We start from the raw sequence: 25,856 nt of genomic DNA, 5'->3' as shown, positions 1-25,856 counted from the left end.
CATGCAGATCTACAAAGTCGGCGGCGCCGTACGTGACCGCTTGCTCGGCCAACCGGTCAGTGATATCGACTGGGTCGTGGTAGGCGCGAGCGCTGAGCAAATGCAGGCGTTGGGCTATCGACCTGTGGGTACCGACTTCCCGGTGTTCATCCATCCCAAAAGCGGCGAAGAGTACGCTTTGGCGCGTACCGAACGTAAAAGTGGGCGCGGTTACGGTGGCTTCACTTTCCACGCAAGCCCTGAAGTAACGCTCGAAGAAGACCTGACCCGACGCGACCTGACGATCAACGCCATGGCCGAAGATGAACAGGGAAACATTTGCGATCCCTATAACGGCCAAAAAGATCTTGAAGCTCGAATTTTACGCCATGTATCACCGGCATTCGCCGAAGATCCCCTGCGCGTCCTGCGTGTCGCACGGTTTGCCGCACGCTACGCTGGACTGGGCTTCAAGGTAGCCGCGCAAACCAACGATTTGATGCGTCAACTCAGTGAGTCCGGCGAACTTCAGGCGCTTACCGCCGAACGCAGCTGGAAGGAAATTGCCCGCGCACTGATGGAAGACCAACCGCAGGTTTTCATCCAGGTTCTGCGCGATTGCGCTGCGCTAAAAGAATTGATTCCAGAGCTGGACGCATTGTTTGGCGTACCTCAGCCACCCGCCCATCACCCCGAAATCGACTGCGGCATACACACCCTGGCTGTTCTCGAGCAAGCGGCACGGCACAAGCAGCCGCTGAGCGTGCGCTGGGCCTGCCTGCTCCACGATCTGGGCAAGGGGCTTACCCCTGAGGAAGAATGGCCCAGGCACATCGCTCACGAGCACCGTGGGCTCAAACTCATCAAGGCGGTAAACCAGCGCTTCAAAGTGCCACGCGATTGCCAGGAACTGGCATTGCTGGTCGGCGAATTCCACACCCATTGCCACCGTGCCCTGGAACTCAAGGCATCGACCCTGCTGGGTTTACTGCAAAGCTTTGACGTTTACCGACGGCCGCAGCGTTTTGAGGAGTTCATTGCAGCCTGCGAGATGGATGCACGAGGACGCAAAGGGCTGGAGCAGCGCGAATATCCACAGGCTGACTACCTGCGTGGCGCCGCAGCGGCCGCGCGGGCGGTGCAAGTGCAGCCTCTGGTACAGAAAGGTCTCACCGGACAAGCGCTGGGAGAGGCGTTGAAGGGTGAACGACTGAAAGCCTTGAAAGCTTACGTCAGCGTTGAACCTTGATCGCAAGTCAAGCTCGCCCCTGCTCACGGCATGACCGTTAGGAGCGGTCTTGTCCTGCGATAGCAACGTCAGAGGCTGGTCAGTTGCTGCCCACGCCACTCAAACGGCACCGGTGCCAGCACCTGATCAATCCTTGCCTCATTCCACAGTTGCCCCATGGTTTTCCCGGCACCCGGATGCCACAACTCCGGCGCAATCAATGCCAGCGGCCAGAGTACGAAAGCATTCTTGAGAATTTCGGCGCGCGGCAGCAGCAAACCATCGAAACTGCCATGCATGTCGTTGTACATCAGCACGTCGATATCCAGCGGCAAGCCTTTGCGATCCGGCGCATAACGGCCATTGTCCGCCTCGATGAACTTGAGCCGGCGATCCAGTTCCATCAGCGGCAAATCAGTAAGTCCGGTGACTACCAAATTGATAAATGGACCACTCTTGATCCCGACAGCCTGGCTTTCGAAAACCGGCGAACAGCGCATGTCCTGGAGAAAACCAGCCAGGGCGTCGAGCCCCGCACACAGATTCCGCTCACGCTCGACATTGCTGCCAAGACCAAGGTAAACCCGGTTCAGAGACATCCGCGCTCGATCTCCACGCCGACTCCTGTGGCTGCCGAAACGGCACCAGGTTTGGTCAACTTGAGCTGCAACCAGGGAATCTGGAACTCACTCATCAGCAGCGCGGCAAGGCGCTCGGCGAACGTCTCTACCAACTGAAACTCCGCCTGCTCGGCAAACGCCTGAATACGTGCGGTAACACTGGCGTAGTCCAGCGCCAGGGTCAGATCGTCTCCGGCTGCTGCCGGACGGTTGTCCCAGGCAAAACGCAGGTCCAGACGCAGGCACTGGCGAATACCACGCTCCCAGTCATAGGCACCAATAACGGTGTCGACTTCCAGGCCCTCGATGAACACTCTGTCCAAGCACTTCTCTCCACTGCACGACAAGGGCGACTTGCGCCGCTAGAATCAGGGCGTCCTCGCCCGGAATAGTTAGCATGTTTTGGTTACTGGCGCTGCTCGCCTACCTGCTTGGCTCGCTGTCCTTTGCCATTCTCCTGAGTCGCCTCAACGGCAGTCCGGACCCTCGCATGAGCGGTTCTGGCAATGCCGGGGCAACCAACATGCTGCGCCTGGCCGGCCGCAAGCTCGCGGTCCTGACCCTGCTTGGCGATTTGTGCAAGGGCGTATTGCCCGTGCTAATTGCCAATTATGCCGGCCTTGATCTGCAACAACAGGCCTGGATTGGCTTGTGTGCGGTCATCGGCCATTTGTTTCCGGTGTACTTCTGCTTTCGTGGCGGCAAAGGTGTAGCCACAGCCGCCGGCCTCCTTCTGGGCCTGTACCCGCCAGCAGCGCTATTGGCTGTGAGCGCTTGGCTGCTGACGTTCTACCTGACCCGTACCAGCTCCCTGGCCGCGCTGATCGCCACACCGCTGACGCTACCATTGCTGGCCTGGCGCGAACCTGAGGCGCTCTTGCCAATCAGTGTGCTGACGGTACTGATTGTCTGGCGACACCGCGGCAATTTACGCGACCTTTTTGCCGGCCGCGAACGGCATTTCTGAATCATCTGCATGAGCGAGGCTCATTACAGCGGCGCCAACTGCTCCATTGGCCAACGTGCCTGCACGCTGATAGCAAGGCTTTCCTGCTGCCCCGCCGCCAGTCGCTGGCAACCGGCGTAGGCGATCATTGCGCCATTATCGGTGCAAAACTGCGGGCGAGCGTAGTACACATTGCCCTTGAGGCTGGCGAGCATCTCCTCCAACGAAGTACGCAGCGCTTTGTTGGCGCTCACCCCACCTGCGATTACCAGACGCTTGAGTCCGGTCTGTTTCAAAGCACGCTTGCACTTGATGGTCAAAGTTTCCACCACCGCCTGCTGGAAGGCCAGCGCCACGTCGCAACGGGTTTGCTCGCCGTCGTCTCCAGCCTTCTGGCACTGCTGCCAGGTATTGAGGGCAAACGTCTTCAGGCCGCTGAAGCTGAAGTCCAGGCCCGGACGATCGGTCATCGGCCGTGGAAAAACAAAGCGTCCCGGTACACCTCGAGTGGCCAGCAGGGCGATTTCCGGGCCGCCCGGATAATTCAGCCCCATCAACTTGGCAGTCTTGTCGAATGCTTCGCCTGCGGCGTCATCCAAGGTCTCGCCCAGCAACTCGTATTGACCTATGCCATCCACACGCACCAACTGTGTGTGCCCACCGGACACCAGCAACGCGACGAACGGGAACTCAGGCGGCTGCTCCTCGAGCATCGGCGCAAGCAAATGGCCTTCCATGTGGTGTACCCCCAACGCCGGGATACCCCAGGCGAAAGCCAAGGCCTGGGCACACGAAGCGCCGACCAGCAACGCGCCTACCAACCCCGGACCTGCGGTATAGGCAATGGCATCGATTTCGGTGGCGACACAGTCGGCTTCGGCCAGCACCTGGCGGATCAACGGCAGCATACGCTTGACGTGATCGCGCGAGGCGAGCTCCGGCACCACGCCGCCATAGGCACGGTGCAAGTCGATTTGACTGAACAATGCATCGGCCAAAAGACCGCGTTCACTGTCGTATAATGCGACGCCGGTTTCGTCGCAGGATGTTTCTAATCCCAGTACTAGCATGGGTCTGCGCCTTGTTTAGGCTGAATTCGAAGGCGCGCATGATAGTCCCCACTCCCGATGCCGACCAGCGGTTTTCGATCAGAGGCTTTGCATTCCTGCTGGCTAAGGGTTAACATCCGCAACCCTTAAAAACCGACGTTCTCCAGTGCACAGTTTTGCCACGAGTTCGTTGACCCCCGGTAATGAATGAAGGTAGCTCTGGATGCCAGCCGTCAAAGTTAAAGAGAATGAACCCTTCGACGTAGCTCTGCGTCGTTTCAAGCGCTCCTGCGAAAAAGCCGGTGTTCTGGCTGAAGTTCGTAGCCGCGAATTTTACGAGAAGCCGACTTCTGAGCGTAAGCGCAAAGCAGCAGCCGCTGTTAAACGTCACGCCAAGAAAGTTCAGCGCGAACAGCGCCGCGCCGTTCGCCTGTACTAATACAGACGTCCGTCGCAAGCTTCTGCCTCGCCCGGCCTTCAAGCCGGGCTGCTGGCAGTAGTTGTTTTATCCTCAGGTCTGAGCGCCCGAGGCGTCCCATTGCCCTGCAATGTGACAACCTGCCTGAATCGTCAGAACTGGTTTTATACCAGCTGTGCGCGTCGGTACTGACGAGCCTTAACCGGCTGCAGACGAGCACGTCTTTCCGAATTTTGTGTTTACCCATTCGACATCGCTCGAACGCGAAGCCGTCCCTGCAGCATTAGCGATTACACTTGCTTATCGCCTGATGATGAGAGCGCCATGGCCGGGCTGATTCCCCAAAGTTTCATCGACGACCTCCTCAACCGCACCGACATCGTCGACGTGGTGAGCTCGCGCGTGCAACTGAAAAAAGCAGGCAAAAACCTCACAGCCTGTTGCCCGTTCCACAAGGAAAAAACCCCGTCGTTCAGCGTGAGCCCCGACAAGCAGTTTTATTACTGCTTCGGCTGCGGCGCGGGGGGCAATGCCTTGGGCTTCATCATGGACCACGACAACCTGGACTTCCCCCAGGCCGTCGAGGAACTGGCCAAGGCCGCCGGCATGGAAGTACCTCGCGAAGAAGGTGGTCGCGGGCACAAGCCTCGGCAACCCACCGACTCTCCGCTTTATCCGCTGCTGGAAGCGGCTGGCGAATTTTATCGTCAGGCCTTGAAAAGCCACCCGACACGCCGCTCAGCCGTGGAGTACCTCAAAGGCCGCGGGCTGTCCGGCGAGATCGCTCGAGATTTCGGCCTGGGCTACGCCCCGCCAGGCTGGGATAACCTGTTCAAGCACTTGAGCAGCGACACACTACAACAAAAGGCCATGATCGATGCCGGCCTGCTGATCGAGAACGCTGAGTCAGGCAAGCGCTACGACCGCTTCCGTGACCGGGTCATGTTTCCGATTCGCGACAGTCGTGGCCGGGTTATCGCATTTGGTGGTCGGGTGCTGGGCGACGACAAGCCCAAGTACCTGAACTCCCCGGAAACACCCGTGTTTCACAAAGGCCAAGAGCTGTATGGCCTGTACGAGGCACGAAAATTCAACCGCAACCTCGATGAAATCATCGTGGTCGAAGGCTACATGGACGTTATCGCCCTGGCCCAGCAAGGCCTGCGCAATGCGGTAGCAACACTCGGCACAGCCACAAGCGAAGAACACCTCAAGCGTCTTTTTCGCGTTGTGCCCAGCGTGCTGTTCTGCTTCGACGGCGATCAGGCAGGGCGCAATGCTGCCTGGCGCGCCCTGGAAGCCACCCTCTCGAGTTTGCAGGACGGTCGCAAAGCACGCTTTTTGTTCCTGCCCGAGGGCGAAGACCCAGACACCCTTATTCGCGCGGAAGGCACCGATGCGTTTCGCGCTCGAATCAACCAGCATGCCCAGCCCTTGGCCGACTACTTTTTCCAGCAGTTGACCGAAGAAGCCGACCCTCGCTCACTTGAGGGCAAGGCGCACATGGCAACGCTGGCAGCACCGTTGATCGAAAAAGTGCCGGGGGCCAACCTACGCGCATTGATGCGCAATCGGCTCAAGGAAATCACCGGCCTGGATAATCACCAGGTCGAGCAACTGAGTCACAGCGCTCCTGCCGAAGCGCCGCCAAGCTACGACCCTGGCATCGATTACGATGCCATTCCCGACTACAACCCCGACTACGGCGACTTCCACCAGCCCGACTACGCGCCAGTGCAACAACAGTGGACGCCAAGCAAGGGAGGCAAGAAGAAGTGGGAAGGCAAGCCATGGGACAAAAAAGGCAAGCCGTGGGAGCGTAACGGCCAACGCCAGGATGCACCACCGCGCGTACCAACCTCGGTAGAACCTCCGACCTTGAGCGCCCTGCGCACCTTGCTACACCACCCGCAGCTAGCCAAAAAGGTCGAGGATGCTGGCCATTTCGCAGCGGAAGAACATGTCTACGCCCAACTGTTGGTGGCCTTGCTGGAGGCGTTGCAAAAGAATCCTGAGCTACGCTCACTACAGCTGATTGCACGCTGGCACGGCACTGAACAAGGCCGCTTGCTACGCGCACTGGCTGAAAAGGAATGGCTAATCGATGCCGACAACCTTGAACAACAGTTTTTCGACACTATAACTAGCTTGTCAGCTCGCCAACGCGAGCGAAGCCTGGAACATCTGCTCAGGAAAGCACGTCAAAGTGAGTTGAGCGCAGAGGAAAAAAATCAGCTGCGCGACCTGTTAAGCCGGAATGTTCACGCACAAACCCCGACCTCAACTGGCGCGTGAGGTCCTAGCTCGGGTATAATCCTCGGCTTGTTTTTTGCCCGCCAAGACCTTCAGTGGATAGGGTGTTATGTCCGGAAAAGCGCAACAGCAGTCTCGCATCAAAGAGTTGATCACCCGCGGTCGTGAGCAGGGCTACCTGACTTACGCGGAGGTCAACGACCATCTGCCAGAGGATATTTCAGATCCGGAGCAGGTGGAAGACATCATCCGCATGATCAACGACATGGGGATCAACGTATTCGAGAGTGCTCCGGATGCGGATGCCCTTTTGTTGGCCGAAGCCGACACTGACGAAGCCGCAGCTGAAGAAGCTGCTGCTGCGTTGGCGGCTGTGGAAACCGATATTGGTCGTACGACCGACCCGGTCCGCATGTACATGCGTGAAATGGGAACCGTCGAGCTTCTGACCCGTGAAGGCGAAATCGAAATCGCCAAGCGTATCGAAGAAGGTATTCGCGAGGTCATGGGAGCTATCTCCCATTTCCCGGGTACTGTCGACTACATCCTCAGCGAATACGATCGAGTAACCGCCGAAGGCGGTCGCCTGTCTGACGTTCTCAGTGGCTACATCGACCCGGACGACGGCATTGCCCCTCCGGCCGAAGTTCCGCCGCCTGTCGATCCGAAAGCTCCGGCCAAGGCCGAGAGTGACGACGAAGACGAAGAGAAAGAAGAAGCCGAGGAAGAGGAAGAAGCCGAAAGCGGTCCCGATCCAGTCATTGCCCAGCAGCGCTTCGGTGCCGTTCAGGAGCAACTGAACGCCACCCTCAAAGTGTTGAAGAAGAACGGTCGCCAGCACAAGGACAGCATCAAGGCGATGCTTGAACTGGCTGAGCTGTTCATGCCGATCAAGCTGGTGCCAAAGCAGTTCGAAGTATTGGTCGAGCGTGTTCGCAGTGCTCTTGATCGTCTGCGCCAGCAAGAACGCGCGATCATGCAACTGTGTGTACGTGATGCACGTATGCCTCGTGCCGACTTCCTGCGCCTGTTCCCAAGCAACGAAACGGACCAGACCTGGAGCGGTGATCTTTCCAAGCGCAGCACCAAGTGGGCTGCAGCGCTGGGCGAGAAAAACGATGCCATCGTCGCTTGCCAGCAGAAGCTGATCGACCTGGAGAACGAAACCGGCCTGACTATCGCCGAGATCAAGGACATTAACCGTCGCATGTCGATCGGTGAAGCCAAGGCTCGTCGTGCGAAGAAAGAAATGGTTGAGGCTAACCTTCGTCTGGTTATCTCCATCGCCAAGAAGTACACCAACCGCGGCCTGCAATTCCTCGATCTGATCCAGGAAGGCAACATCGGTTTGATGAAGGCAGTGGACAAGTTCGAATACCGTCGCGGTTACAAGTTCTCGACCTATGCCACCTGGTGGATTCGTCAAGCGATCACCCGTTCGATCGCCGACCAGGCTCGCACCATCCGTATTCCGGTGCACATGATCGAGACGATCAACAAGCTCAACCGTATCTCCCGGCAGATGCTGCAGGAAATGGGCCGTGAACCGACCCCGGAAGAGCTGGGTGAGCGCATGGAAATGCCTGAGGACAAGATCCGCAAGGTATTGAAGATCGCCAAAGAGCCGATCTCCATGGAAACCCCGATCGGTGACGACGAAGATTCGCACTTGGGTGACTTCATCGAAGACTCGACCATGCAGTCGCCAATCGATGTAGCCACGGTTGAAAGCCTCAAGGAAGCGACTCGTGACGTGCTCTCCGGTCTGACCGCACGCGAAGCCAAAGTGCTGCGCATGCGTTTCGGTATCGACATGAACACCGATCACACCCTCGAAGAGGTCGGCAAACAGTTCGACGTGACCCGTGAACGGATCCGTCAAATTGAAGCCAAGGCGCTGCGCAAGCTGCGCCACCCGACGCGAAGCGAGCATTTGCGCTCCTTCCTCGACGAGTGATGACAAACCCCGGCCCAGTCCGGGGTTTTTCTTTTGTGCAAACCACTCTTTTTCATCCCCTCGCCACACCCTATCGTAGAAATGCCCGTCTACACTCGAATCAGTTCACCTGTGTGACGAGGCCGATATGCCCAAAATGCCGGCCCTTCTGTTGGTGTTCCAACTGATTTGGAGCACAACGGCCGGCGCCTTGACCCTGACAGAGGAAGAAAAAGCCTGGCTCAGCGCCCACCCACAGCTGCGCCTAGGCGTCGACGCATCCTGGCCACCGTTTGAATACCGCGACCAGGAGGGTCGCTACCAGGGATTGGCTGCCGACTACATTGCTCTGTTTCAAGAGCGGCTGGACATAACCTTCAAGTTGGTCGAGCCGGCCACCTGGACGGCTGTGCTGGAACAGGCCAAACAGAACAAACTGGATCTGCTCCCCGGCATCATGTCGACACCGGAACGCCAGAATTTCCTGGCCTTCACCCGTCCCTACCTGGATTTCCCAATCGTCATTCTGGCCCATAAGGGTGGCCCACAGCCGCGCAAACTCAACGACCTCTATGGGCTGAAAGTGGCCGTTGTAGAAAACTATGCCCCCCATGAATTGCTGCGCAGCCATCATCCCGACCTGAACCTGGTCGCGATGCCTAACGTCAATTCCGCACTGCAGGCCCTGGCCATCGATGAAGTGGATGCCGTTGTTGGCGATCTGGCATCAAGTATCTGGAGCTTGCGCCAGCTCAAGCTCGATGGGCTGTATGTAAGCGGCGACACCTCTTACCGATATCAATTGGCTATGGCGGTACCTCGAGAACAGAAAATCCTCGTCGGTATCCTCGATAAAGTCATGGCAGACATGAGTGCGGGTGAAGTCAGCGATATTCAGGAGCGATGGGTTGGCAAGGTGCTCGACCATCGGACCTTCTGGACTGACTTATTGATCTACGGACTACCCGGCATCTTGTTGCTGGTCGCCCTGTTGCTGGCGGTGATTCGGGTCAATCGGCGGTTGAGCTCCGAAATTTCCCGACGTATCGCCCTGGAGCAGGAGTTGCGCAGCAGCGAATACCATTATCGGGGCCTTATCGAAAGCCTGTCGGCAATCGCCTGGGAAGCTGACGCCAATGACTTCAAGTACAGCTACGTCTCACCTCACGCGGAGGATCTGCTTGGGTATCCGCTGGGCCAATGGCTACGTCCGGGCTTCTGGCGCAGCATCATTCATCCCGACGATGCACTTTGGGCGCAGGCCTACTGCGACACTGAAACTGCTGCCGGACGCGACCACAGCCTCGAATACAGGGTCATTCGTGCCGACGGCCGTAGCCTTTGGGTGCGCGACATCGTCAGCCTGATCGAGCATGGACACAAGCCAGTAATGCGCGGGCTGATGATTGATATCAGCGAAACCAAGAACGCCGAAGATGCCCTGCGTCTCTCCGAGCAGAAATTTGCCTCCGTTTTCCAGCAGTGCCCAGACATCCTTTTGATTGCCCGCCTCAGCGACGGCTGCCTGCTGGAGGTCAATGAAGCATTTGAAGAGCAAATCGGCCTGAGTGCAGCAGAGGTAATCGGGCGTACAACCACGGACCTGAACATTTGGGGGACCAATGGCATCGGCCCTGGGCTACTGCTGCGCTTGCAGTCAGGCAGCATCCGCAACCTGGAAACGCTGTTCCGTCGCAGCAACGGCCAGCTGTTCACCGGCCTGATATCGGCAGAAACGTTCGAGCTCGACAGCACACCTGCACTGGTGGTGGCCGTGCGTGATATCAGTCAGCTCAAGGAAACCCAGGAGCAGCTGCAAACCTCCGAAGAAAAATTTGCCAAAGCATTCCACGCATCGCCCGATGGCCTGCTGCTCTCGCGCCAACGTGACGGCATGCTGCTCGAGGTAAACGACGGATTTTGCCGCCTGACCGGTTTCGACAGTCGCATGTCGCTGGATCACACTTCCCTGGACCTGGGTATATGGGTAGACCTCAACGAACGTCGCCGGCTGCTGGAACTGCTGAAAAAAGACGGCTTCGTGCGGGATTTCAGTTGTCATATCCGACGCAGTGACGGACAAATCCGCCTGTGTGAACTATCTGCCCGCCCCTTACCGATCGGCAGTGAAGACTGCATGCTGACCATCGCCCGGGATATTACCGAGCGCCACCTGATGCAGGAAAAACTGCAACTGGCCGCAACGGTGTTCGAGAACACTGCTGAGGGTGTGCTGATCACCGACACCGACCAGCACATCAGCGCCGTGAACAGGGCCTTCAGCGAAATAACCGGATACAGCGAGTTCGAAGCCCTGGGGCAAACGCCACGTCTGCTCGCCTCGGGCCAACACGACAGCGCCTTTTACGTATCGATGTGGCACCAGTTGACCGCTGAAGGGCATTGGCAAGGCGAAATCCAGAACCGCCGCAAAAATGGCGAGCTGTACCCTAGCTGGCTGACTATCAGTGCCGTGCGCAACAACGAGCGGGTCATCACCCATTTCGTCGCGGTATTTGCCGACATCTCGAGCCTCAAGCATGCCCAGGCGAAACTCGACTACCAGGCGCACCATGATCCGCTGACCGGATTGCCAAACCGCACCCTGTTCGAAAGCCGACTGCAAGCCGCCCTTACCTGCGCGCAGACCTCCAAACGCCAGGGAGCCGTATTATTCCTCGACCTGGACCGCTTCAAACACATCAACGACAGCCTGGGCCATCCCGTCGGTGACCTGCTGCTAAAAGGTATTGCCCAGCGCCTGAAAGAACAGGTTCGAGACATCGACACCGTGGCCCGACTGGGCGGTGACGAGTTCATCATTCTCTTGCCCGGTCTGCATCAACCTAGCGATGCAAGCCACATTGCCAACAAGTTGCTGGCCTGCTTCAGCGCTCCTTTCCAGGCCGGCGAACACGAGTTTTTTACCAGCGCCAGCATCGGCACCAGCCTCTACCCGCAGGACGGCAGCGACGTTGCTTCTCTGATCCGCAACGCCGACGCAGCGATGTATCGATCCAAAGCCAAGGGGCGCAATAGGGTGGAATCCTACACCCGCGACCTGACCGCCCAGGCCAGTGAACGCATCGCTCTGGAGCATGAACTGCGCCGGGCAATCGAGCGTAACGAGCTGAGCCTGAACTTCCAACCAAAGTTCAGCCTGAAAACTCAGAGTCTTGTTGGCGCCGAAGCACTGATTCGCTGGACCCATCCGCTGTTTGGTGAAGTCCCGCCTGAGCACTTCATCGCCCTGGCCGAAGAAAACGGCATGATCCTGCAATTGGGAGATTGGGTCCTGGAAAAAGCCTGCCAGCAGATGCAGGCTTGGAAAAAACATTACCTGCCGTTCGGCCCCTTGTCGGTCAACCTCGCCGGCGCCCAACTTCGCCAACCAAGCCTGATCAAGCGCATCGAGCAACTGTTGAAGACCCATCAACTCAAAGCCGGCGACCTGCAACTGGAGATCACCGAAAACTTCATCATGAGCCAGGCTGAAGAAGCCTTGGCCATCCTCCATCAACTCAAACACCTGGGCGTACAACTGGCCATTGATGACTTCGGCACAGGCTACTCCTCCCTGAGTTACCTCAAGCGCCTGCCGCTGGACATCCTCAAGATCGACCAATCGTTCATTCGCGGGCTACCGGATGACCCCCACGATGCCGCCATCGCCCGAGCAATCATCGCCCTGGGACGCAGCATGCAATTGACCATCATCGCCGAAGGCGTCGAGAACCTGGCCCAGCAACGATTCCTCACCGCCGAAGGCTGCGAACAGATCCAGGGCTACATCATCAGCCTGCCATTAGCCGCCGACGAATTCGCCACAACGTTTCTTCGTATAGCAGTTTCGGATCTTTCGGATGGCACAGCCCGCAAACCCTCGTTATAATCCGCGACCACTGGGGCCTATAGCTCAGTTGGTTAGAGCAGAGGACTCATAATCCTTTGGTCCACGGTTCGAGTCCGTGTGGGCCCACCAGTTTCAAAGCCGCGCACTGCGCGGCTTTTTTATGCCCGTAAGAAATATTCCGCCGCTCCCAGTTTAGGCGCCTTTCGAATCGTCCCGGATTCGTCTTACAAGCACGTGAAAAGTGCGACGCACGCATTGCTAACTCGTTGATTCAAGACATCTTTCAATGAAGCAATTGGCCATCAGCGCCACGGATGGCTGATATCCCGGTAGAATGCCTTTCGCGTGCCTGCGATCTGCCAATGCAGCAGGGACCATGCGTTCACAGCACAGTAGTTTTGGTGACAGGGGACTCCATGGAGGTCGCCAGAACGACGATTGCAAGACACGTGCGGTACACGTGCAATCCATTAGCTAAGATCAAGATGAGGGCTCGTACGCTTGAGCGCGCCCTCTGCAGATGTGAGCTGCGAAGTACTCATGCGGTACGGTACAAACTTAGGGGTTTTTGTTTATGTCTGCTCAGCGTCACGATGCTACTGATTCGCCGTTGGTGACAGTGATCATCGCGTCCTACAATCATGCGCGATATATCGAAACGTGCATAAATAGCGTTATCAACCAGACTTATAAGAATATAGAGCTGCTGGTCATCGACGATGGTTCCAAGGACGACAGCCAGGCAATTTTGCAGCGACTGCAAGCGCAGCACGGTTTCGATTTGAAGTTGCAGGCCAACCAAGGCCTGGCTCGCACCCTGAATGATGCCATTGAACGCGCGCGCGGTGAGCTGATCGTGCCATTCGGTTCCGACGACATTATGTTCCCCCATCGCATCGCCACCCAGGTGGAGTACATGCGTGGCAAGCCTGAGGTGGGAATCTGCTCGGCCAACATCGAAACCATCGACCAGGATGGCAAGGTGATGGGCCCCCGCGAACAGCGTAAGCGCAATCTGCCCTTTCGCCGCCTGGATTTCGATGATCTGTTTCTCGACCGCAAGCCTGGGCCAATGGCTGCAACGTTGATGCTGCGTCGTGAAGCCTTGGATAAAGTGGGCGGTTTCAATGCCAATATCCGCCTGGAAGACGTCTACATCGAGCTGGCAATCACCCGCGCCGGTTACTTTATCGACGTGCTCGGCGAGGTGCTGGCTCAATACCGTGACCACCCGAGCAATACCTTCAAGAACGGCCGCTTCATGGTGGATAACGTACTACGGACATATGAGGTGTTCTGCGATCATCCACGCTATGAGTGGGTGTGCATGAACTTTCGTAACTCCATGCTGCTCAAGTACGCCAACCGCGATAAGGCCCTTGCCCGGGAGATCCTGGCGGAAATCCCGGTCAAGTTCTGGAACAAGAAAACCTTCCGCGGTATGTGGCGACTGATCAGCTCAGCGAAGATGCGCGGTCACGCTTCCAGTAAATGAGCGATTGCCCGTAAACCATTGCCAGCGGCAACCAGATCAAGAACCAATGTTCTTTAGGGCGTGACATGAAGGCGCTGCCTTCAGTCAGGCCCGAAGCAAAACCGAACACCAGCCAGGTGGCCGCCAGGGTAACGGTTGGATGCTTTCGATAGATCCAGCTGAAATACATCGCCAGGCCATATAGCGTCATCCACAGCACCAATCCTACGATACCGCCCGCGTACAACACACCCAACTCAATGTTGTGGGGATCGGAAAGCTTGCGTATTCCGGGAATGGCCACCGTCATGGGGCTGTCGTATCCATGACCCAGCCATGGGTGCTCGCCAATCTGGCGCAACGCATCCATCCAAATAGCCGGGCGGTAGGAGATGCCGCGCTGAGTGATCGCTTCAGGGTGAAGAATCGCAACGCCCACCAAAGTCAGCGCCGCCAACCCCAGCGCAATCATCCCGCGGCGTCGATCGCCGACGATCAGCAACCAGATCAGCGCCCCCGCAAGACCAACCAAGGGTGTCCGTGAGCCAGTGGCAAGGATCGCGGCGCCTAGCAGCGCCAGGCAAATAATCGGCAAAGGACTCAGTGGGCTCCGCGCCTGAAACCACGAAGCCAGCCAGAATGCGGCGAATGCCCCAAAGACGTGACCGGTGAGGAGCGGGTTGTAGAGCGCGCCGTACCCAGTCAGTCGGTAACGAAAGATGGAAGGGGTGTTGAAGGCGAAATACAGAAGTGAAAGCCCCGCAGCTACAGCAGCGATGATAGCTGCCAGGCGTGTGAGCTGCCCAAGGCGCTCAGGAGTACGCAGGGCGATGATGCCTGCGGCAAACATCAGCATGGCAATGTACAGCGGGCGCTTGAGCAAGCTGCCGACCGAATTCTCGGTATCGGACCAGGCAAGACTCAGCATGGTGTAGGCGCTGAAGGTCAGGAAAGCAATAAATAAAGGGTTGCTCGTGAGGGGCTTGAGCAAGCGCGGACGCAGGATCAAGGCCAGCAGAGTTGGAAAGGCGAGAAAGATATAAAAGGATTTATGGTAGTGCGGGCGCTCCCAGGCCCAGAACATTCCTGTCAGCGTGACCAGCCAGCCAAGCGGCAGCAAGTAGCTAATGATTAGATTCCCCAAGCGTTGGGGGGTGGATTGAGTCAATACATCCGTTGACATGAAGCGTGCTCGTCAAGTTGAGAGGCTAGATTGTATGTGCTGAGCGAATTTGTAGCGAGGCTGAACCCGCACAAGCCCGCTCCAGCGCAGTTATTCACCGCGCGGGAAGCTTGCCGGGTAGCATGGGGTGTGGATAGGCTAACGGGTTTACCTAGTCCGCCACGCTACGCGCCAACCCAGAGAATACCCATGTCCGACAGTCGCCCCATCGCCCTCGATGAAATCGACCGCCAACTGATTTCGCTCTTGCAGATCAACGCCCGCGAAAGCGTTGCCATGCTTGCCCGGCAGTTGGGCATTGCCCGCACGACAGTCACCTCGCGCCTGGCGCGGCTGGAGAAAACCAAAGTTATCAGCGGCTATGGTGTGCGCCTTGGGCAGCGCTTGATTGATGGCGGGTTACAAGCCTATGTCGGGATCAAGGTGCAGCCGCGCTCGGGCAAGGAAGTGGTACGCCGCCTTGGTGCCATGGGGCAAGTGCAACAGCTCTGCGCAGTGAGTGGTGAGTTTGATTATGTGGCCTGGCTGCGCAGTGATTCGCCGGAACAGTTGGATCAGTTGCTTGATCAGATCGGCAGCGTCGAGGGTGTGGAGAAGACCACTACTTCGATCATTCTCAGTAGCAAGGTGGATCGTGGCTGGAACTGATCACGGGGCCAGCCCGTCCCCAGCGCAGACGTCATTATGACGATGACTGGAGACAAATAGACGATTTGGCGAGCAAATAGACGACACTCTGCTTCTTAATTACGTAACTCACACGCTCTAAACTGACCGCCAGCGTTTTCTATACTCAAGCTTCGCGTGCAGCGCAGCCCTGGCAAGGTCATCTCATGAATAAGAATAATCGTCATCCCGCCGACGGCAAAAAACCTGTCACCATTTTTGGCCCGGATTTCCCCTTCGCGTTTGATGACTGGATCGAACACCCAGCCGGCCTGGGCAGTATTCCTGTCGAACGTCACGGTGAAGAAGTGGCCATTGTGGGTGCCGGCATTGCCGGCCTGGTAGCGGCATACGAGCTGATGAAGCTGGGCCTTAAGCCCGTGGTGTACGAAGCGTCGAAGATGGGTGGCCGACTGCGCTCGCAAAGCTTCGAAGGCACCGATGGAATCATCGCTGAACTGGGCGGCATGCGATTCCCCGTGTCCTCCACCGCGTTCTACCACTATGTAGACAAGCTGGGCCTGCAAACCAAGCCTTTCCCTAACCCGCTGACGCCAGCTTCGGGTAGCACTGTCATCGACCTTGAAGGCCAGACCCACTACGCCGAAAAGCTCTCGGACCTGCCGCAACTGTTCCAGGAAGTTGCCGATGCCTGGGCCGATGCCCTGGAGGATGGCTCCCGTTTCGCAGAGATCCAACAAGCGATCCGCGACCGTGATGTGCCGCGTCTCAAGGAACTCTGGAACACCCTGGTGCCGCTTTGGGACGACCGCACCTTCTACGACTTCGTCGCCACCTCCAAAGCCTTTGCCAAACTCAGCTTTCTGCATCGGGAAGTGTTCGGCCAGGTCGGATTCGGAACCGGTGGCTGGGACTCGGACTTCCCTAACTCGATGCTGGAAATCTTCCGCGTGGTAATGACCAACTGCGACGATCACCAGCATTTGGTGGTAGGTGGCGTCGAGCAGGTTCCGCTGGGCATCTGGCGCCATGTGCCCCAACGCTGCGCCCACTGGCCGGAAGGCACCAGTCTCAGCTCCCTGCACCGGGGAGCGCCGCGCCCGGGGGTCAAGAGCATTGCTCGCCATGCCGATGGACGCCTGGCGGTCACTGACAACTGGGGCGACACGCGCCACTATGGTGCCGTGCTGACTACCTGCCAGAGCTGGCTGCTGACCACCCAGATCGAATGCGAGGAATCGCTGTTCTCGCAAAAAATGTGGATGGCCCTGGACCGTACCCGTTATATGCAGTCGTCGAAGACCTTCGTCATGGTCGATCGACCATTCTGGAAAGATAAAGACCCAGAAACCGGCCGTGATTTGATGAGCATGACCCTCACCGACCGCCTGACCCGTGGTACTTACCTGTTCGACAACGGTGACGACAAGCCGGGCGTGATCTGCCTGTCCTATTCCTGGATGAGCGACGCCCTGAAGATGCTTCCACACCCGGTGGAAAAGCGGGTGAAGCTAGCCCTTGATGCATTGAAGAAAATCTATCCAAAAGTGGACATCGCCGGGCACATCATCGGTGATCCGATCACCGTGTCCTGGGAAGCCGATCCGCATTTCCTCGGTGCCTTCAAAGGCGCCCTGCCGGGTCACTACCGTTACAACCAACGCATGTACGCGCACTTCATGCAGCAGGATTTGCCTAGCGAGCAACGCGGCATCTTCATCGCCGGTGATGACGTGTCCTGGACCCCCGCCTGGGTCGAAGGCGCCGTGCAAACGTCGCTCAATGCAGTGTGGGGTATCATGACTCACTTCGGGGGTCATACCCATCCAGATAACCCCGGCCCAGGCGATGTGTTCCATGAAATCGGCCCCATCGCCCTGGCCGACTGACGGGAGTAACGTCATGCGCATCGCGCTGTATCAAGGTGCACCGCAGCCATTGGATGTACCCGGCAACCTCGAGCGCCTGCACCAGCAGGCGCTGTTGGCAGCCGCCCGCGGTGCCGAGTTGCTGGTATGTCCGGAAATGTTCCTGACCGGCTACAACATTGGCAGCGAAGCAGTGGCACGTTTGGCCGAGGCCGAGGACGGGCCGTCGGCCATGGCCGTGGTAGAGATAGCCCAGAGCAATCGCATCGCCATTGCCTATGGTTATCCGGAACTGTCCGAGGACGGTCGGGTGTACAACGCTGTGCAACTGATCGACGCTCACGGCAGCAGTTTGTGCAACTACCGCAAGACCCATCTGTTCGGCGGTCTGGACCGGGCAATGTTCAGTCCAGGGCCAGACCACTTTCCGGTCGTGGAGCTGAACGGATGGCGCCTGGGTGTGTTGATCTGCTACGACATCGAGTTTCCGGAGAACGCTCGGCGCCTGGCCTTGGCCGGCGCCGAACTGATTCTGGTGCCTACTGCGAACATGGTTCCCTACGATTTCGTTGCCCAGGTGACCGTGCGCGCCCGTGCTTACGAAAACCAGTGCTACCTGGTGTATGCCAACTACTGTGCAGCAGAAGACGAGATCCACTATTGCGGGCAAAGCAGCATCGTCGGCCCCGACGGCAGCATTCTGGCCATGGCCAGTCGCGACCCGTGCCTGTTGATGGCAGACCTGGACCTGCAACGGGTACATGAAGGTCGCGCCAACACCCCTTACCTGCATGACCTGCGACCTGAACTGTATGGCGATCCGCGCAATCGCGGATAATCCGCTAGCATGACGGTTCGCGCTACAACGGAACCGTCATGCCCAGCACTGTGCAACACCTCACCCTCGACAATGGCTTGCAAGTCACGCTACGCCATGCCCCGCAGCTCAAGCGCTGCGCCGCCGCGATACGGGTGATGGCAGGCAGTCATGACGCCCCACGTGCTCATCCGGGCCTGGCCCACTTTCTTGAGCACCTGCTGTTTCTCGGCAATGACCGCTTCCCCCTCGACGATGGCCTGATGCGCTATGTGCAACGTCACGGCGGGCAGGTCAATGCAAGCACCCGCGAGCGCACTACTGACTACTTTTTCGAAGTCCCACAGGCAGCATTTGCCGGTGGGCTCGAGCGCTTGTGCGAAATGCTCGCCCGTCCGCTGTTTGATTTGCAGCGTCAGTCCCGCGAGCGCGAAGTGATTCATGCCGAATTCATCGCCTGGTCGCGCAATCCTCAAGCTCAGCTGCAGTTTGCATTGCTGCAGCAGGTTTCCAGGGGGCACCCGCTGAGTGCTTTCCATGCAGGCAATCGCTATAGCCTGCCGATCCACAGTCACGCCTTTCAGACGGCCTTGCGAACGTATCACCAACGTTTCTACCAAGCCGGACAAATGGTCCTGAGCCTGAGCGGACCACAAAGTCTTGAGCAGCTACAAACCATGGCATGCGCCGCCGCCCGCAATTTCACCCCAGGTGAACGAATAGAGCAGGCGGCAGTGGCGAGACTTGTCGATGACAAGCTCACAGCACAGCGCAGTGGACAACACCTGGACCTTTTGCACGCCATCGAAAACCAGCCTGCGGGGATGGAACAGGCGATCGAATTTCTCGCCACCTGGCTCACTGATGCGCGCCCCGGCGGGCTGCTCTCGGCGCTTCGTCGGCGAGGCTGGGGACAAGCAATCGAGTTCAACGCCCTTTACAGCTTTGCGGGGCAGGCACTGCTGCTCACCCGCCTTAAGCTTGACGGTGATGCTACTGATGAACAGCTGCGAGGGCTGTTTACGGATTGGTTGAGGTTTTTCCGCGACGTCGACCGAACCTCGATAAAACAGGAGTACGCAAACTTGCAGTGCCGTCGTGCACACGCCGCCTCGGCTTTGGAGTTAGCCTGTCGAGACAGCGCCTCTCGCCCCTATCAGGCCTTGGAGGACCAAGCCGAGCAAGTCTTGAACAGTTTGCTCGAGGCGCTTGTGCACAACACCTTGCCGTTGGCCCTCGAACGGTGGCACTTGCCTGCTGCAGAACCGTTGCTCGCGATACATCAGCCTGTCGATCAGCGCATCCGCGTAACGCCTACAGGCTTATCCATCAGTTCGCTGCTGCCGCCGACACGCCAGCAAGGTTTCGTTTATGTGCGCTGGCAAGTGAGCGCGGGAATCGATGAACGACTCTGGCAGGTGCTCGACCACGCGCTGCAGCCATTGCGCGAACGTGCGCAAAGGGCTGGGGTCACGTTGCAGTTCGATTCCTGTGCCAGGTTCTGGCAATTACGCTGTGCGGGCAGCCCTGACGCTGTCGTTGCGGTAATGGCGGAAACACTGCAGGTACTGCAGCATCCAGATGCCTTCAGCTGGACTGCGAGGTCTGCCCGTGAAGTCGATAAGATGCCAATCCGCGCCTTGCTCCAGCAACTTCCCGAGCAACTCATCGGCGGCCCCGACGCCTCACTGCACGCAGGCGATGTTCGTCAAAGCGATCTCCAACGGCTCTGGACGCACGCACGATGGCAGGCAATGGCAACAGGGCTGGACCAGCCTGCGCAGCAAGCCCTCAACAGAGTGCTGCAACACGTACCTGGGGATCCGGGCCTGCTTTACCCCGCGTCTGCACGAACCGAGCGCGTTTGGAAAATGCTGCCACCTGCGGCCAGTGAACAGGCACTGCTGCTGTTCTGCCCGTTATCCACCGATGACGAGGCCTGCGCACGCTTGTTGGCGCAGCACATTCAAGGGCCGTTTTATCAACGCTTGCGCGTCGAATTGCAGCTGGGCTACGCCGTTTTCAGCGCCTTCCGTCAGATCCAGGGTATAAACGGCCTGGTGTTCGGCGTGCAGTCGCCGAATGCCAGCCATGAGCAAATCATCGAGCATATCCATGGGTTTCTCACCCCGCTACCTTCTACCCTGCACTGCGACGCCGAGATCCGTCAGGCACTGGCCGAGCAAATGAGTGAGCCGGCAATGGGCAACGCCGAGGTCGCCGAATGGGCCTGGCAGGCGCTCCTGGCTGGGCGTAGCAAGGCGTCTTTGCACGCACTTCAACAGCAGATTCACGCAGTCGATGAGGCAATGCTGCGCCAGTGTGCAGATGATCTGGTACAGGCCAAACGAGGCTGGCTGTGCTTGGCCAATGGTCCTGCCGCTCTTTGTGGCGACTGGTCGAAGCCCTGATTCTTACTGAATATGTAACGACGTTTATCGAGGATTTAACCATTCAGTACGTGGAATTTTAGTAAGATAGCGCAATCCCAGCTATTTGAACCCCTCATGACCCATGAGGACTAAATAGGTAGCTGTCAAACCCAGCCCCATCCGGAAGGAGTCAATCCATGTGGACAAAACCTGCTTACACTGATCTGCGTATCGGCTTTGAAGTGACCATGTATTTCGCAAGCCGCTGAGTCAGCCTGCGGTACAACGCCTCGGTCAGCCGGGGCGTTTTTATTTCAAAACCCGGCAGGAGCAGCTATGTACATCCAGATTCTAGGTTCCGCCGCAGGTGGCGGCTTCCCGCAGTGGAACTGCAACTGCGTGAACTGCAAAGGCTTTCGCGACGGCACATTGCGCGCCACGGCGCGCACCCAATCGTCGATTGCCCTGTCTGACGACGGTATTCACTGGGTACTGTGCAACGCCTCGCCGGATATTCGTGCACAACTGCAGGCGTTCGCGCCCATGCAGCCCGCGCGCGCCTTGCGCGACAGTGGCATCAACGCCATTGTCCTGCTCGACAGCCAGATCGATCACACCACCGGCCTGCTGAGCCTGCGTGAAGGCTGCCCGCATCAGGTGTGGTGCACCGAGATGGTCCATCAAGACCTCTCCACCGGTTTTCCCTTGTTCACCATGCTCAGTCATTGGAATGGCGGCCTGCAGTGGAACCGCATCGAACTGCAAGGCAGCTTTGTCGTCGAAGCATGCCCGAACCTGCGCTTTACCCCCTTCCCGCTACGCAGCGCCGCCCCGCCCTACTCGCCACACCGTTTCGACCCTCATCCAGGCGACAACCTCGGCCTGATGATCGAAGACCTGCGTACAGGTGGCAAACTGTTCTACGCCCCGGGGCTGGGCCAAGTGGACGACCATCTGCTGCAGATGATGGGTGAAGCCGATTGCCTGCTGGTGGATGGCACCTTGTGGGAGGACGATGAAATGCAGCGCCGTGGTGTCGGTACTCGCACCGGCCGCGAAATGGGTCATTTGGCGCAGAATGGACCGGGTGGGATGCTGGAAGTCCTTGAGGGTTTTCCAACCCAACGCAAGGTGCTTATCCACATCAACAACACCAACCCGATTCTCGATGAAGACTCGGCCGAACGCGCCGAACTGGATCGCCGTTGCGTCGAAGTAGCCTTCGACGGCATGAGCATCACCCTTTAGCAGGAGCTGACATGAGCGACGCCACAGCGCTGTCCCCCGCCGAATTCGAACATGCCCTGCGCGCCAAAGGCGCGTACTACCACATCCATCACCCCTATCATGTGGCGATGTACGAAGGCCGGGCCAGTCGCGAGCAGATCCAAGGCTGGGTAGCCAACCGGTTCTACTACCAAGTCAACATCCCCCTCAAGGATGCGGCAATTCTGGCCAACTGCCCGGACCGCGAGATTCGTCGAGAGTGGATCCAGCGCCTGCTCGACCATGACGGTGCGCCTGGCGAGGACGGTGGCATCGAGGCGTGGCTGCGCCTGGGCCAGGCGGTAGGGCTGGATCCCGAGCAGTTGCGCTCCCAAGAGCTGGTGCTTCCCGGTGTGCGCTTTGCTGTGGACGCCTATGTGAATTTCGCTCGTCGCGCCAGCTGGCAGGAAGCCGCCAGCAGTTCGCTGACCGAGCTGTTTGCCCCACAGATCCACCAATCGCGCCTGGACAGCTGGCCGCAACACTATCCCTGGATCGACCCGGCCGGTTACGAGTACTTCCGTACGCGCCTGGGCCAGGCGCGCCGGGATGTCGAACATGGGCTGGCAATCACGCTGCAGCACTACACTACTGTTGAGGGCCAGCAGCGCATGCTGGAGATCCTGCAGTTCAAGCTGGATATTTTGTGGAGCATGCTCGACGCCATGAGCATGGCCTATGAGCTGAACCGTCCGCCCTACCACAGCGTTACCAGCGAACGGGTCTGGCACAAAGGAATCACCTTATGAGTTTTGATCGTACGCAAACCCCAAAATGGCGGCCGGGCTACCGCTTCCAATACGAGCCAGCGCAAAAGGGACATGTCTTGCTCTATCCCGAAGGCATGATCAAACTGAATGAAAGTGCAGCCCTGATCGGTGGGCTGATCGATGGCCAGCGTGATGTTGCTGGAATCATTGCCGAGCTGGACAAGCAATTCCCCGGGGTACCCGAGCTCGGTGATGATATCGAGCAGTTCATGGAGGTCGCCCGTGCCGAACACTGGATCGTCCTTGAGTGAAGTAGCGGCCAAGCCTGAGGTCGGGTTACCGCTGTGGCTGCTCGCCGAGCTGACCTACCGCTGCCCACTGCAATGCCCCTACTGCTCGAACCCGTTGGATTTCGCCGCCCAAGGCCAGGAACTGAGCACCGAGCAGTGGTTCAAGGTTATGGCCGAGGCCCGGGAAATGGGCGCCGCACAGCTGGGGTTTTCCGGTGGCGAGCCGCTGGTGCGCCAGGACCTGGCCGAGTTGATCGGCGAAGGCCGGCGCCTGGGCTACTACACCAACTTGATCACCTCCGGCATCGGGCTTACCGAGCAAAAAATAGCGACCTTCAAAGAAGCTGGCCTGGACCATATCCAGATCAGTTTTCAGGCCAGCGACGAACAGGTGAACAACTTGCTGGCCGGCTCGAAAAAAGCTTTTGCGCAAAAGCTCGAAATGGCTCGAGCGGTGAAAGCTCACGGCTATCCGATGGTGCTCAATTTCGTCACCCACCGTCACAACATCGACAAGATCGATCGCATCATTGAGCTGTGCACCGCGCTTGAGGCCGATTTTGTCGAGCTGGCCACCTGCCAGTTCTACGGCTGGGCCCATTTGAACCGGATCGGTCTGCTGCCAACCCGTGCACAGCTGGAGCGCGCCGAACGCATTACCAATGAGTACCGCGAGCGACTCAAGGCGGCCGGTAATCCGTGCAAGCTGATTTTTGTCACGCCCGACTACTACGAAGAACGTCCCAAAGGCTGCATGAACGGTTGGGGTAGCGTGTTCCTTACCGTCACACCGGATGGCACCGCCCTGCCGTGTCACGGCGCGCGACAACTACCGGTGCAGTTTCCCAATGTGCGCGATCACAGCATGCAACACATCTGGTACGACTCGTTCGGTTTCAACCGCTTCCGCGGTTACGACTGGATGCCTGAGCCGTGCCGCTCCTGCGATGAAAAGGAAAAGGACTTCGGCGGCTGCCGCTGCCAGGCCTACATGCTCACCGGCGACGCCAGTAACGCTGACCCGGTCTGCGCCAAATCTGCGGACCATGGGATCATTCTCAAGGCCCGCGAGGAAGCCGAGCACGCCCAGTTGAACATTGATGAGTTGACCTTTCGCAATGAGCGTAACTCCCGAGTCATCTTCCGCAGCTGAGCGATTCAGCGCCGAACAGGCAGTAGCTGCCGGCACCGACTTCGCCGAATTGAAGGTTGGGCCGCAAGGCCTGTTCTGGAACGAGTTCCGTCCCCGCGATGGCGCTTGCCGCGTCTGGCAGTGGCGCGACGGCCAGGCGCACTGCCTGACGCCGGATGGCTTTAGCGTTCGCAGTCGCGTCTATGAATACGGCGGCGGCAGCTTTTGCCTGAACGATGAAGGCCTGGTGTTCGTCAACGAGGCCGACCAACAACTCTACACCCAGGATCTGCTCGGCGGCCTGCCCCAACCGCTGACCCAGGGCGAGCGCCGTTACGGTGATCTGCGCTGGGCTGCTGGCAAGGTTCTGGCCGTTGAAGAAACCCATTGCGCAGATCACGTGGAACATCGCCTGGTGGCAATATCCGCGCAGTGGCGTGAGGTGTTGGCTGAAGGTGCGGATTTTTATGCCGCACCGACCTTGAGCGATGATGGCTCGCGACTGGCGTGGATCGAATGGAGCAGGCCCAACCAGCCCTGGACCGCCACGCGCTTGCTTTGCAGTGAACGCGAATCGAATGGCCAGTGGGGCCCGCCACGCTGCATCGCCGGCAACCAAGGGCCGGCGCAATCCCTGCAGCAGCCACGTTTCGATAGCGTCGGCCGTTTGTATTGTCTGTCAGATCGCAACGGCTTCTGGCAACCCTGGGCAGAAACCGCACAGGGCTGGAGCGCCCTGCCCGCCGCACATGCCGATCATGCTGCAGCACCGTGGCAAATGGGTGCCTGCACTTGGCTTGAAGTGGATGAACACCACTATCTGGCCACGTGGTTCGAAGACGGTTTCAGTCGTTTGGGCCAGTACCACATCGATGGTTCGCGGCACCTGATCGACACGCCCTACAGCCGTTTTCGCTGCCTGGACCTGGATCAGAACTCTTTCTACGCCATCGCTGCATCACCGACCTGCCCGTCGGCGGTCATTGCCATTGATCGCATCAACCACAACGTAAAGGTCCTGGCGGGTGGCGCACGGCCCTTGCCTGCTGAACGCATCAGTTGTCCACAGCCTTTGCGCTATCCCAGCGGTAACGGCGTCGCCCACGGTTTCTTCTATCCGGCAATGGACAATGTACAGCGCCCGCCCCTGATCGTCTTTGTGCATGGTGGCCCAACCTCGGCCTGCTACCCGGCGCTTGATCCGCGTATTCAATACTGGACCCAACGCGGCTTCGCCGTGGCCGACCTCAACTACCGCGGCAGCAGCGGCTACGGTCGCGCCTACCGCCAGGCCCTGCACCTGCGCTGGGGGGAAATCGACGTCGAAGATGCGTGCTCGGTAGTCGAGCACTTGGCCGCACGTGGCTTGATCGATCCGACCAAGGCATTCATTCGCGGCGGCAGCGCCGGGGGTTACACCACGCTTTGCGCGCTGGCCTTTCACTCTGTTTTCCGCGCTGGCGCCAGTCTTTATGGTGTCAGTGATCCCCAGGCCCTGGCTCGCGCAACGCACAAATTCGAAGGTGACTACCTGGACTGGCTGATCGGTGATCCGCTCAAGGATGCCGAGCGCTACCAACAACGTACACCGTTGTTGCACGCAGCGAACATCAAGGTACCGGTGATTTTCTTTCAGGGCGAACTGGATGCCGTAGTAGTGCCAGAACAGACCCGCTCAATGCTTGCTGCGCTCAAAGCCAACGGTATTCGTGCCGAGGGGCATTTCTACCCCTCGGAACGCCACGGCTTTCGCACGGCGGCCAACCTTGCCCATGCGCTGGAAGAGGAATGGAAGTTTTATCGGCAGGTGCTGCAAGACACCTGAAGGGTTGGCT

Annotated in this window: 21 protein-coding genes and 1 tRNA gene; 18 read left to right on the top strand and 4 right to left on the bottom strand. The window is 58.5% G+C overall.

The window, feature by feature from the left end:
* Nucleotide 1: 1 nt before the first annotated feature.
* On the top strand, nucleotides 2-1,228 hold the full coding sequence (locus V0R60_RS09815) for a multifunctional CCA addition/repair protein (RefSeq protein ID WP_136474207.1): 1,227 nt from the start codon (nucleotides 2-4) through the stop codon (nucleotides 1,226-1,228).
* A 68-nt stretch (nucleotides 1,229-1,296) separates the two neighbouring features.
* On the opposite strand, the gene folK is transcribed toward V0R60_RS09815, so the two are convergent.
* Both folK and folB read right to left on the bottom strand, forming a co-directional pair.
* A complete protein-coding gene (folK, locus tag V0R60_RS09810) occupies nucleotides 1,297-1,806 on the bottom strand; it encodes a 2-amino-4-hydroxy-6-hydroxymethyldihydropteridine diphosphokinase (protein ID WP_136474206.1) in 510 nt (169 codons plus the stop codon).
* Entirely contained in the window at nucleotides 1,797-2,150 is a 354-nt protein-coding gene (gene folB / locus V0R60_RS09805; RefSeq protein ID WP_136474205.1) for a dihydroneopterin aldolase, read from the bottom strand. The genes folK and folB overlap by 10 nt, the downstream gene beginning before the upstream one ends.
* A gap of 74 nt (nucleotides 2,151-2,224) precedes the next feature.
* Here folB and plsY point away from each other — a divergent pair, with 74 nt between their 5' ends.
* Nucleotides 2,225-2,794 (top strand): glycerol-3-phosphate 1-O-acyltransferase PlsY, encoded by a 570-nt coding sequence (gene plsY / locus V0R60_RS09800; RefSeq protein ID WP_136474204.1) that lies wholly within the window; start codon nucleotides 2,225-2,227, stop codon nucleotides 2,792-2,794.
* A 23-nt stretch (nucleotides 2,795-2,817) separates the two neighbouring features.
* On the opposite strand, the gene tsaD is transcribed toward plsY, so the two are convergent.
* Nucleotides 2,818-3,843, bottom strand: a complete 1,026-nt coding sequence (gene tsaD / locus V0R60_RS09795) for a tRNA (adenosine(37)-N6)-threonylcarbamoyltransferase complex transferase subunit TsaD (protein ID WP_136474203.1) — start codon at nucleotides 3,841-3,843, stop codon at nucleotides 2,818-2,820.
* Between the two features lie 202 nt (nucleotides 3,844-4,045).
* Here tsaD and rpsU point away from each other — a divergent pair, with 202 nt between their 5' ends.
* The 6 genes from rpsU to V0R60_RS09765 all read left to right on the top strand — a co-directional run bounded on the left by rpsU (nucleotide 4,046) and on the right by V0R60_RS09765 (nucleotide 13,777).
* Complete coding sequence (gene rpsU / locus V0R60_RS09790) at nucleotides 4,046-4,261, top strand: 30S ribosomal protein S21 (protein ID WP_002551877.1); 216 nt, start codon at nucleotides 4,046-4,048, stop codon at nucleotides 4,259-4,261.
* Nucleotides 4,262-4,564: 303 nt separating this feature from the next.
* Entirely contained in the window at nucleotides 4,565-6,535 is a 1,971-nt protein-coding gene (gene dnaG, locus V0R60_RS09785) for a DNA primase (protein ID WP_330079260.1), read from the top strand.
* Nucleotides 6,536-6,602: 67 nt separating this feature from the next.
* Entirely contained in the window at nucleotides 6,603-8,450 is a 1,848-nt protein-coding gene (rpoD, locus tag V0R60_RS09780) for an RNA polymerase sigma factor RpoD (protein ID WP_136474201.1), read from the top strand.
* 127 nt (nucleotides 8,451-8,577) lie between these two features.
* On the top strand, nucleotides 8,578-12,321 hold the full coding sequence (locus V0R60_RS09775) for an EAL domain-containing protein (protein ID WP_136474200.1): 3,744 nt from the start codon (nucleotides 8,578-8,580) through the stop codon (nucleotides 12,319-12,321).
* A 13-nt stretch (nucleotides 12,322-12,334) separates the two neighbouring features.
* Nucleotides 12,335-12,411: transfer RNA gene (locus tag V0R60_RS09770), tRNA-Ile, on the top strand.
* Between the two features lie 445 nt (nucleotides 12,412-12,856).
* Nucleotides 12,857-13,777, top strand: coding sequence for a glycosyltransferase family 2 protein (locus tag V0R60_RS09765; RefSeq protein ID WP_136474194.1), 921 nt, complete (start codon nucleotides 12,857-12,859; stop codon nucleotides 13,775-13,777).
* Here the strand turns inward: V0R60_RS09765 and V0R60_RS09760 are convergent.
* Nucleotides 13,737-14,939 (bottom strand): O-antigen ligase family protein, encoded by a 1,203-nt coding sequence (locus V0R60_RS09760; RefSeq protein ID WP_136474193.1) that lies wholly within the window; start codon nucleotides 14,937-14,939, stop codon nucleotides 13,737-13,739. The genes V0R60_RS09765 and V0R60_RS09760 overlap by 41 nt on opposite strands.
* Before the next feature lie 189 nt (nucleotides 14,940-15,128).
* Here V0R60_RS09760 and V0R60_RS09755 point away from each other — a divergent pair, with 189 nt between their 5' ends.
* From V0R60_RS09755 to V0R60_RS09710, 10 genes are all read left to right on the top strand, one after another.
* Nucleotides 15,129-15,587 carry an Lrp/AsnC family transcriptional regulator gene (locus V0R60_RS09755; RefSeq protein WP_136474192.1) on the top strand — a complete coding sequence of 153 codons (459 nt, stop codon included), beginning with the start codon at nucleotides 15,129-15,131 and terminating at the stop codon, nucleotides 15,585-15,587.
* 185 nt (nucleotides 15,588-15,772) lie between these two features.
* Nucleotides 15,773-17,455: a flavin monoamine oxidase family protein gene (locus V0R60_RS09750; RefSeq protein ID WP_136474191.1), complete on the top strand. Its 1,683-nt coding sequence runs from the start codon at nucleotides 15,773-15,775 to the stop codon at nucleotides 17,453-17,455.
* Nucleotides 17,456-17,468: 13 nt separating this feature from the next.
* Complete coding sequence (locus V0R60_RS09745) at nucleotides 17,469-18,272, top strand: carbon-nitrogen hydrolase family protein (protein ID WP_136474190.1); 804 nt, start codon at nucleotides 17,469-17,471, stop codon at nucleotides 18,270-18,272.
* Between the two features lie 38 nt (nucleotides 18,273-18,310).
* Entirely contained in the window at nucleotides 18,311-20,662 is a 2,352-nt protein-coding gene (pqqF, locus tag V0R60_RS09740; protein ID WP_330079259.1) for a pyrroloquinoline quinone biosynthesis protein PqqF, read from the top strand.
* A 158-nt stretch (nucleotides 20,663-20,820) separates the two neighbouring features.
* Nucleotides 20,821-20,892: a pyrroloquinoline quinone precursor peptide PqqA gene (pqqA, locus tag V0R60_RS09735; RefSeq protein ID WP_008365141.1), complete on the top strand. Its 72-nt coding sequence runs from the start codon at nucleotides 20,821-20,823 to the stop codon at nucleotides 20,890-20,892.
* A 67-nt stretch (nucleotides 20,893-20,959) separates the two neighbouring features.
* Nucleotides 20,960-21,871: a pyrroloquinoline quinone biosynthesis protein PqqB gene (gene pqqB / locus V0R60_RS09730; RefSeq protein ID WP_330079258.1), complete on the top strand. Its 912-nt coding sequence runs from the start codon at nucleotides 20,960-20,962 to the stop codon at nucleotides 21,869-21,871.
* Nucleotides 21,872-21,882: 11 nt separating this feature from the next.
* Nucleotides 21,883-22,638 carry a pyrroloquinoline-quinone synthase PqqC gene (gene pqqC, locus V0R60_RS09725; protein ID WP_136474187.1) on the top strand — a complete coding sequence of 252 codons (756 nt, stop codon included), beginning with the start codon at nucleotides 21,883-21,885 and terminating at the stop codon, nucleotides 22,636-22,638.
* Nucleotides 22,635-22,910, top strand: coding sequence for a pyrroloquinoline quinone biosynthesis peptide chaperone PqqD (gene pqqD, locus V0R60_RS09720; RefSeq protein ID WP_136474186.1), 276 nt, complete (start codon nucleotides 22,635-22,637; stop codon nucleotides 22,908-22,910). Before pqqC ends, pqqD begins: the two co-directional genes overlap by 4 nt.
* On the top strand, nucleotides 22,882-24,042 hold the full coding sequence (gene pqqE, locus V0R60_RS09715) for a pyrroloquinoline quinone biosynthesis protein PqqE (RefSeq protein ID WP_330079257.1): 1,161 nt from the start codon (nucleotides 22,882-22,884) through the stop codon (nucleotides 24,040-24,042). The genes pqqD and pqqE overlap by 29 nt, the downstream gene beginning before the upstream one ends.
* Nucleotides 24,008-25,846 (top strand): S9 family peptidase, encoded by a 1,839-nt coding sequence (locus tag V0R60_RS09710; protein ID WP_330079256.1) that lies wholly within the window; start codon nucleotides 24,008-24,010, stop codon nucleotides 25,844-25,846. The genes pqqE and V0R60_RS09710 overlap by 35 nt, the downstream gene beginning before the upstream one ends.
* Nucleotides 25,847-25,856 lie beyond the last annotated feature (10 nt).

The organism is Pseudomonas auratipiscis, assembly GCF_036324085.1.
GTDB lineage: Bacteria > Pseudomonadota > Gammaproteobacteria > Pseudomonadales > Pseudomonadaceae > Aquipseudomonas > Aquipseudomonas auratipiscis.
This window is presented reverse-complemented; position numbering and strand designations above follow the sequence as displayed.

Bases quoted from the DNA above. Each gene is read 5' to 3' on its own strand.
- rpsU (WP_002551877.1), top strand. From the start codon at position 4,046: ATGCCAGCCGTCAAAGTTAAAGAGAATGAACCCTTCGACGTAGCTCTG.
- V0R60_RS09775 (WP_136474200.1), top strand. From the start codon at position 8,578: ATGCCCAAAATGCCGGCCCTTCTGTTGGTGTTCCAACTGATTTGGAGC.
- V0R60_RS09750 (WP_136474191.1), top strand. From the start codon at position 15,773: ATGAATAAGAATAATCGTCATCCCGCCGACGGCAAAAAACCTGTCACC.
- V0R60_RS09745 (WP_136474190.1), top strand. From the start codon at position 17,469: ATGCGCATCGCGCTGTATCAAGGTGCACCGCAGCCATTGGATGTACCC.
- plsY (WP_136474204.1), top strand. From the start codon at position 2,225: ATGTTTTGGTTACTGGCGCTGCTCGCCTACCTGCTTGGCTCGCTGTCC.
- V0R60_RS09755 (WP_136474192.1), top strand. From the start codon at position 15,129: ATGTCCGACAGTCGCCCCATCGCCCTCGATGAAATCGACCGCCAACTG.
- rpoD (WP_136474201.1), top strand. From the start codon at position 6,603: ATGTCCGGAAAAGCGCAACAGCAGTCTCGCATCAAAGAGTTGATCACC.
- pqqB (WP_330079258.1), top strand. From the start codon at position 20,960: ATGTACATCCAGATTCTAGGTTCCGCCGCAGGTGGCGGCTTCCCGCAG.
- folK (WP_136474206.1), bottom strand. From the start codon at position 1,806: ATGTCTCTGAACCGGGTTTACCTTGGTCTTGGCAGCAATGTCGAGCGT.
- tsaD (WP_136474203.1), bottom strand. From the start codon at position 3,843: ATGCTAGTACTGGGATTAGAAACATCCTGCGACGAAACCGGCGTCGCA.
- dnaG (WP_330079260.1), top strand. From the start codon at position 4,565: ATGGCCGGGCTGATTCCCCAAAGTTTCATCGACGACCTCCTCAACCGC.
- pqqD (WP_136474186.1), top strand. From the start codon at position 22,635: ATGAGTTTTGATCGTACGCAAACCCCAAAATGGCGGCCGGGCTACCGC.
- V0R60_RS09815 (WP_136474207.1), top strand. From the start codon at position 2: ATGCAGATCTACAAAGTCGGCGGCGCCGTACGTGACCGCTTGCTCGGC.
- V0R60_RS09710 (WP_330079256.1), top strand. From the start codon at position 24,008: ATGAGCGTAACTCCCGAGTCATCTTCCGCAGCTGAGCGATTCAGCGCC.
- pqqF (WP_330079259.1), top strand. From the start codon at position 18,311: ATGCCCAGCACTGTGCAACACCTCACCCTCGACAATGGCTTGCAAGTC.
- pqqC (WP_136474187.1), top strand. From the start codon at position 21,883: ATGAGCGACGCCACAGCGCTGTCCCCCGCCGAATTCGAACATGCCCTG.
- V0R60_RS09760 (WP_136474193.1), bottom strand. From the start codon at position 14,939: ATGTCAACGGATGTATTGACTCAATCCACCCCCCAACGCTTGGGGAAT.
- V0R60_RS09765 (WP_136474194.1), top strand. From the start codon at position 12,857: ATGTCTGCTCAGCGTCACGATGCTACTGATTCGCCGTTGGTGACAGTG.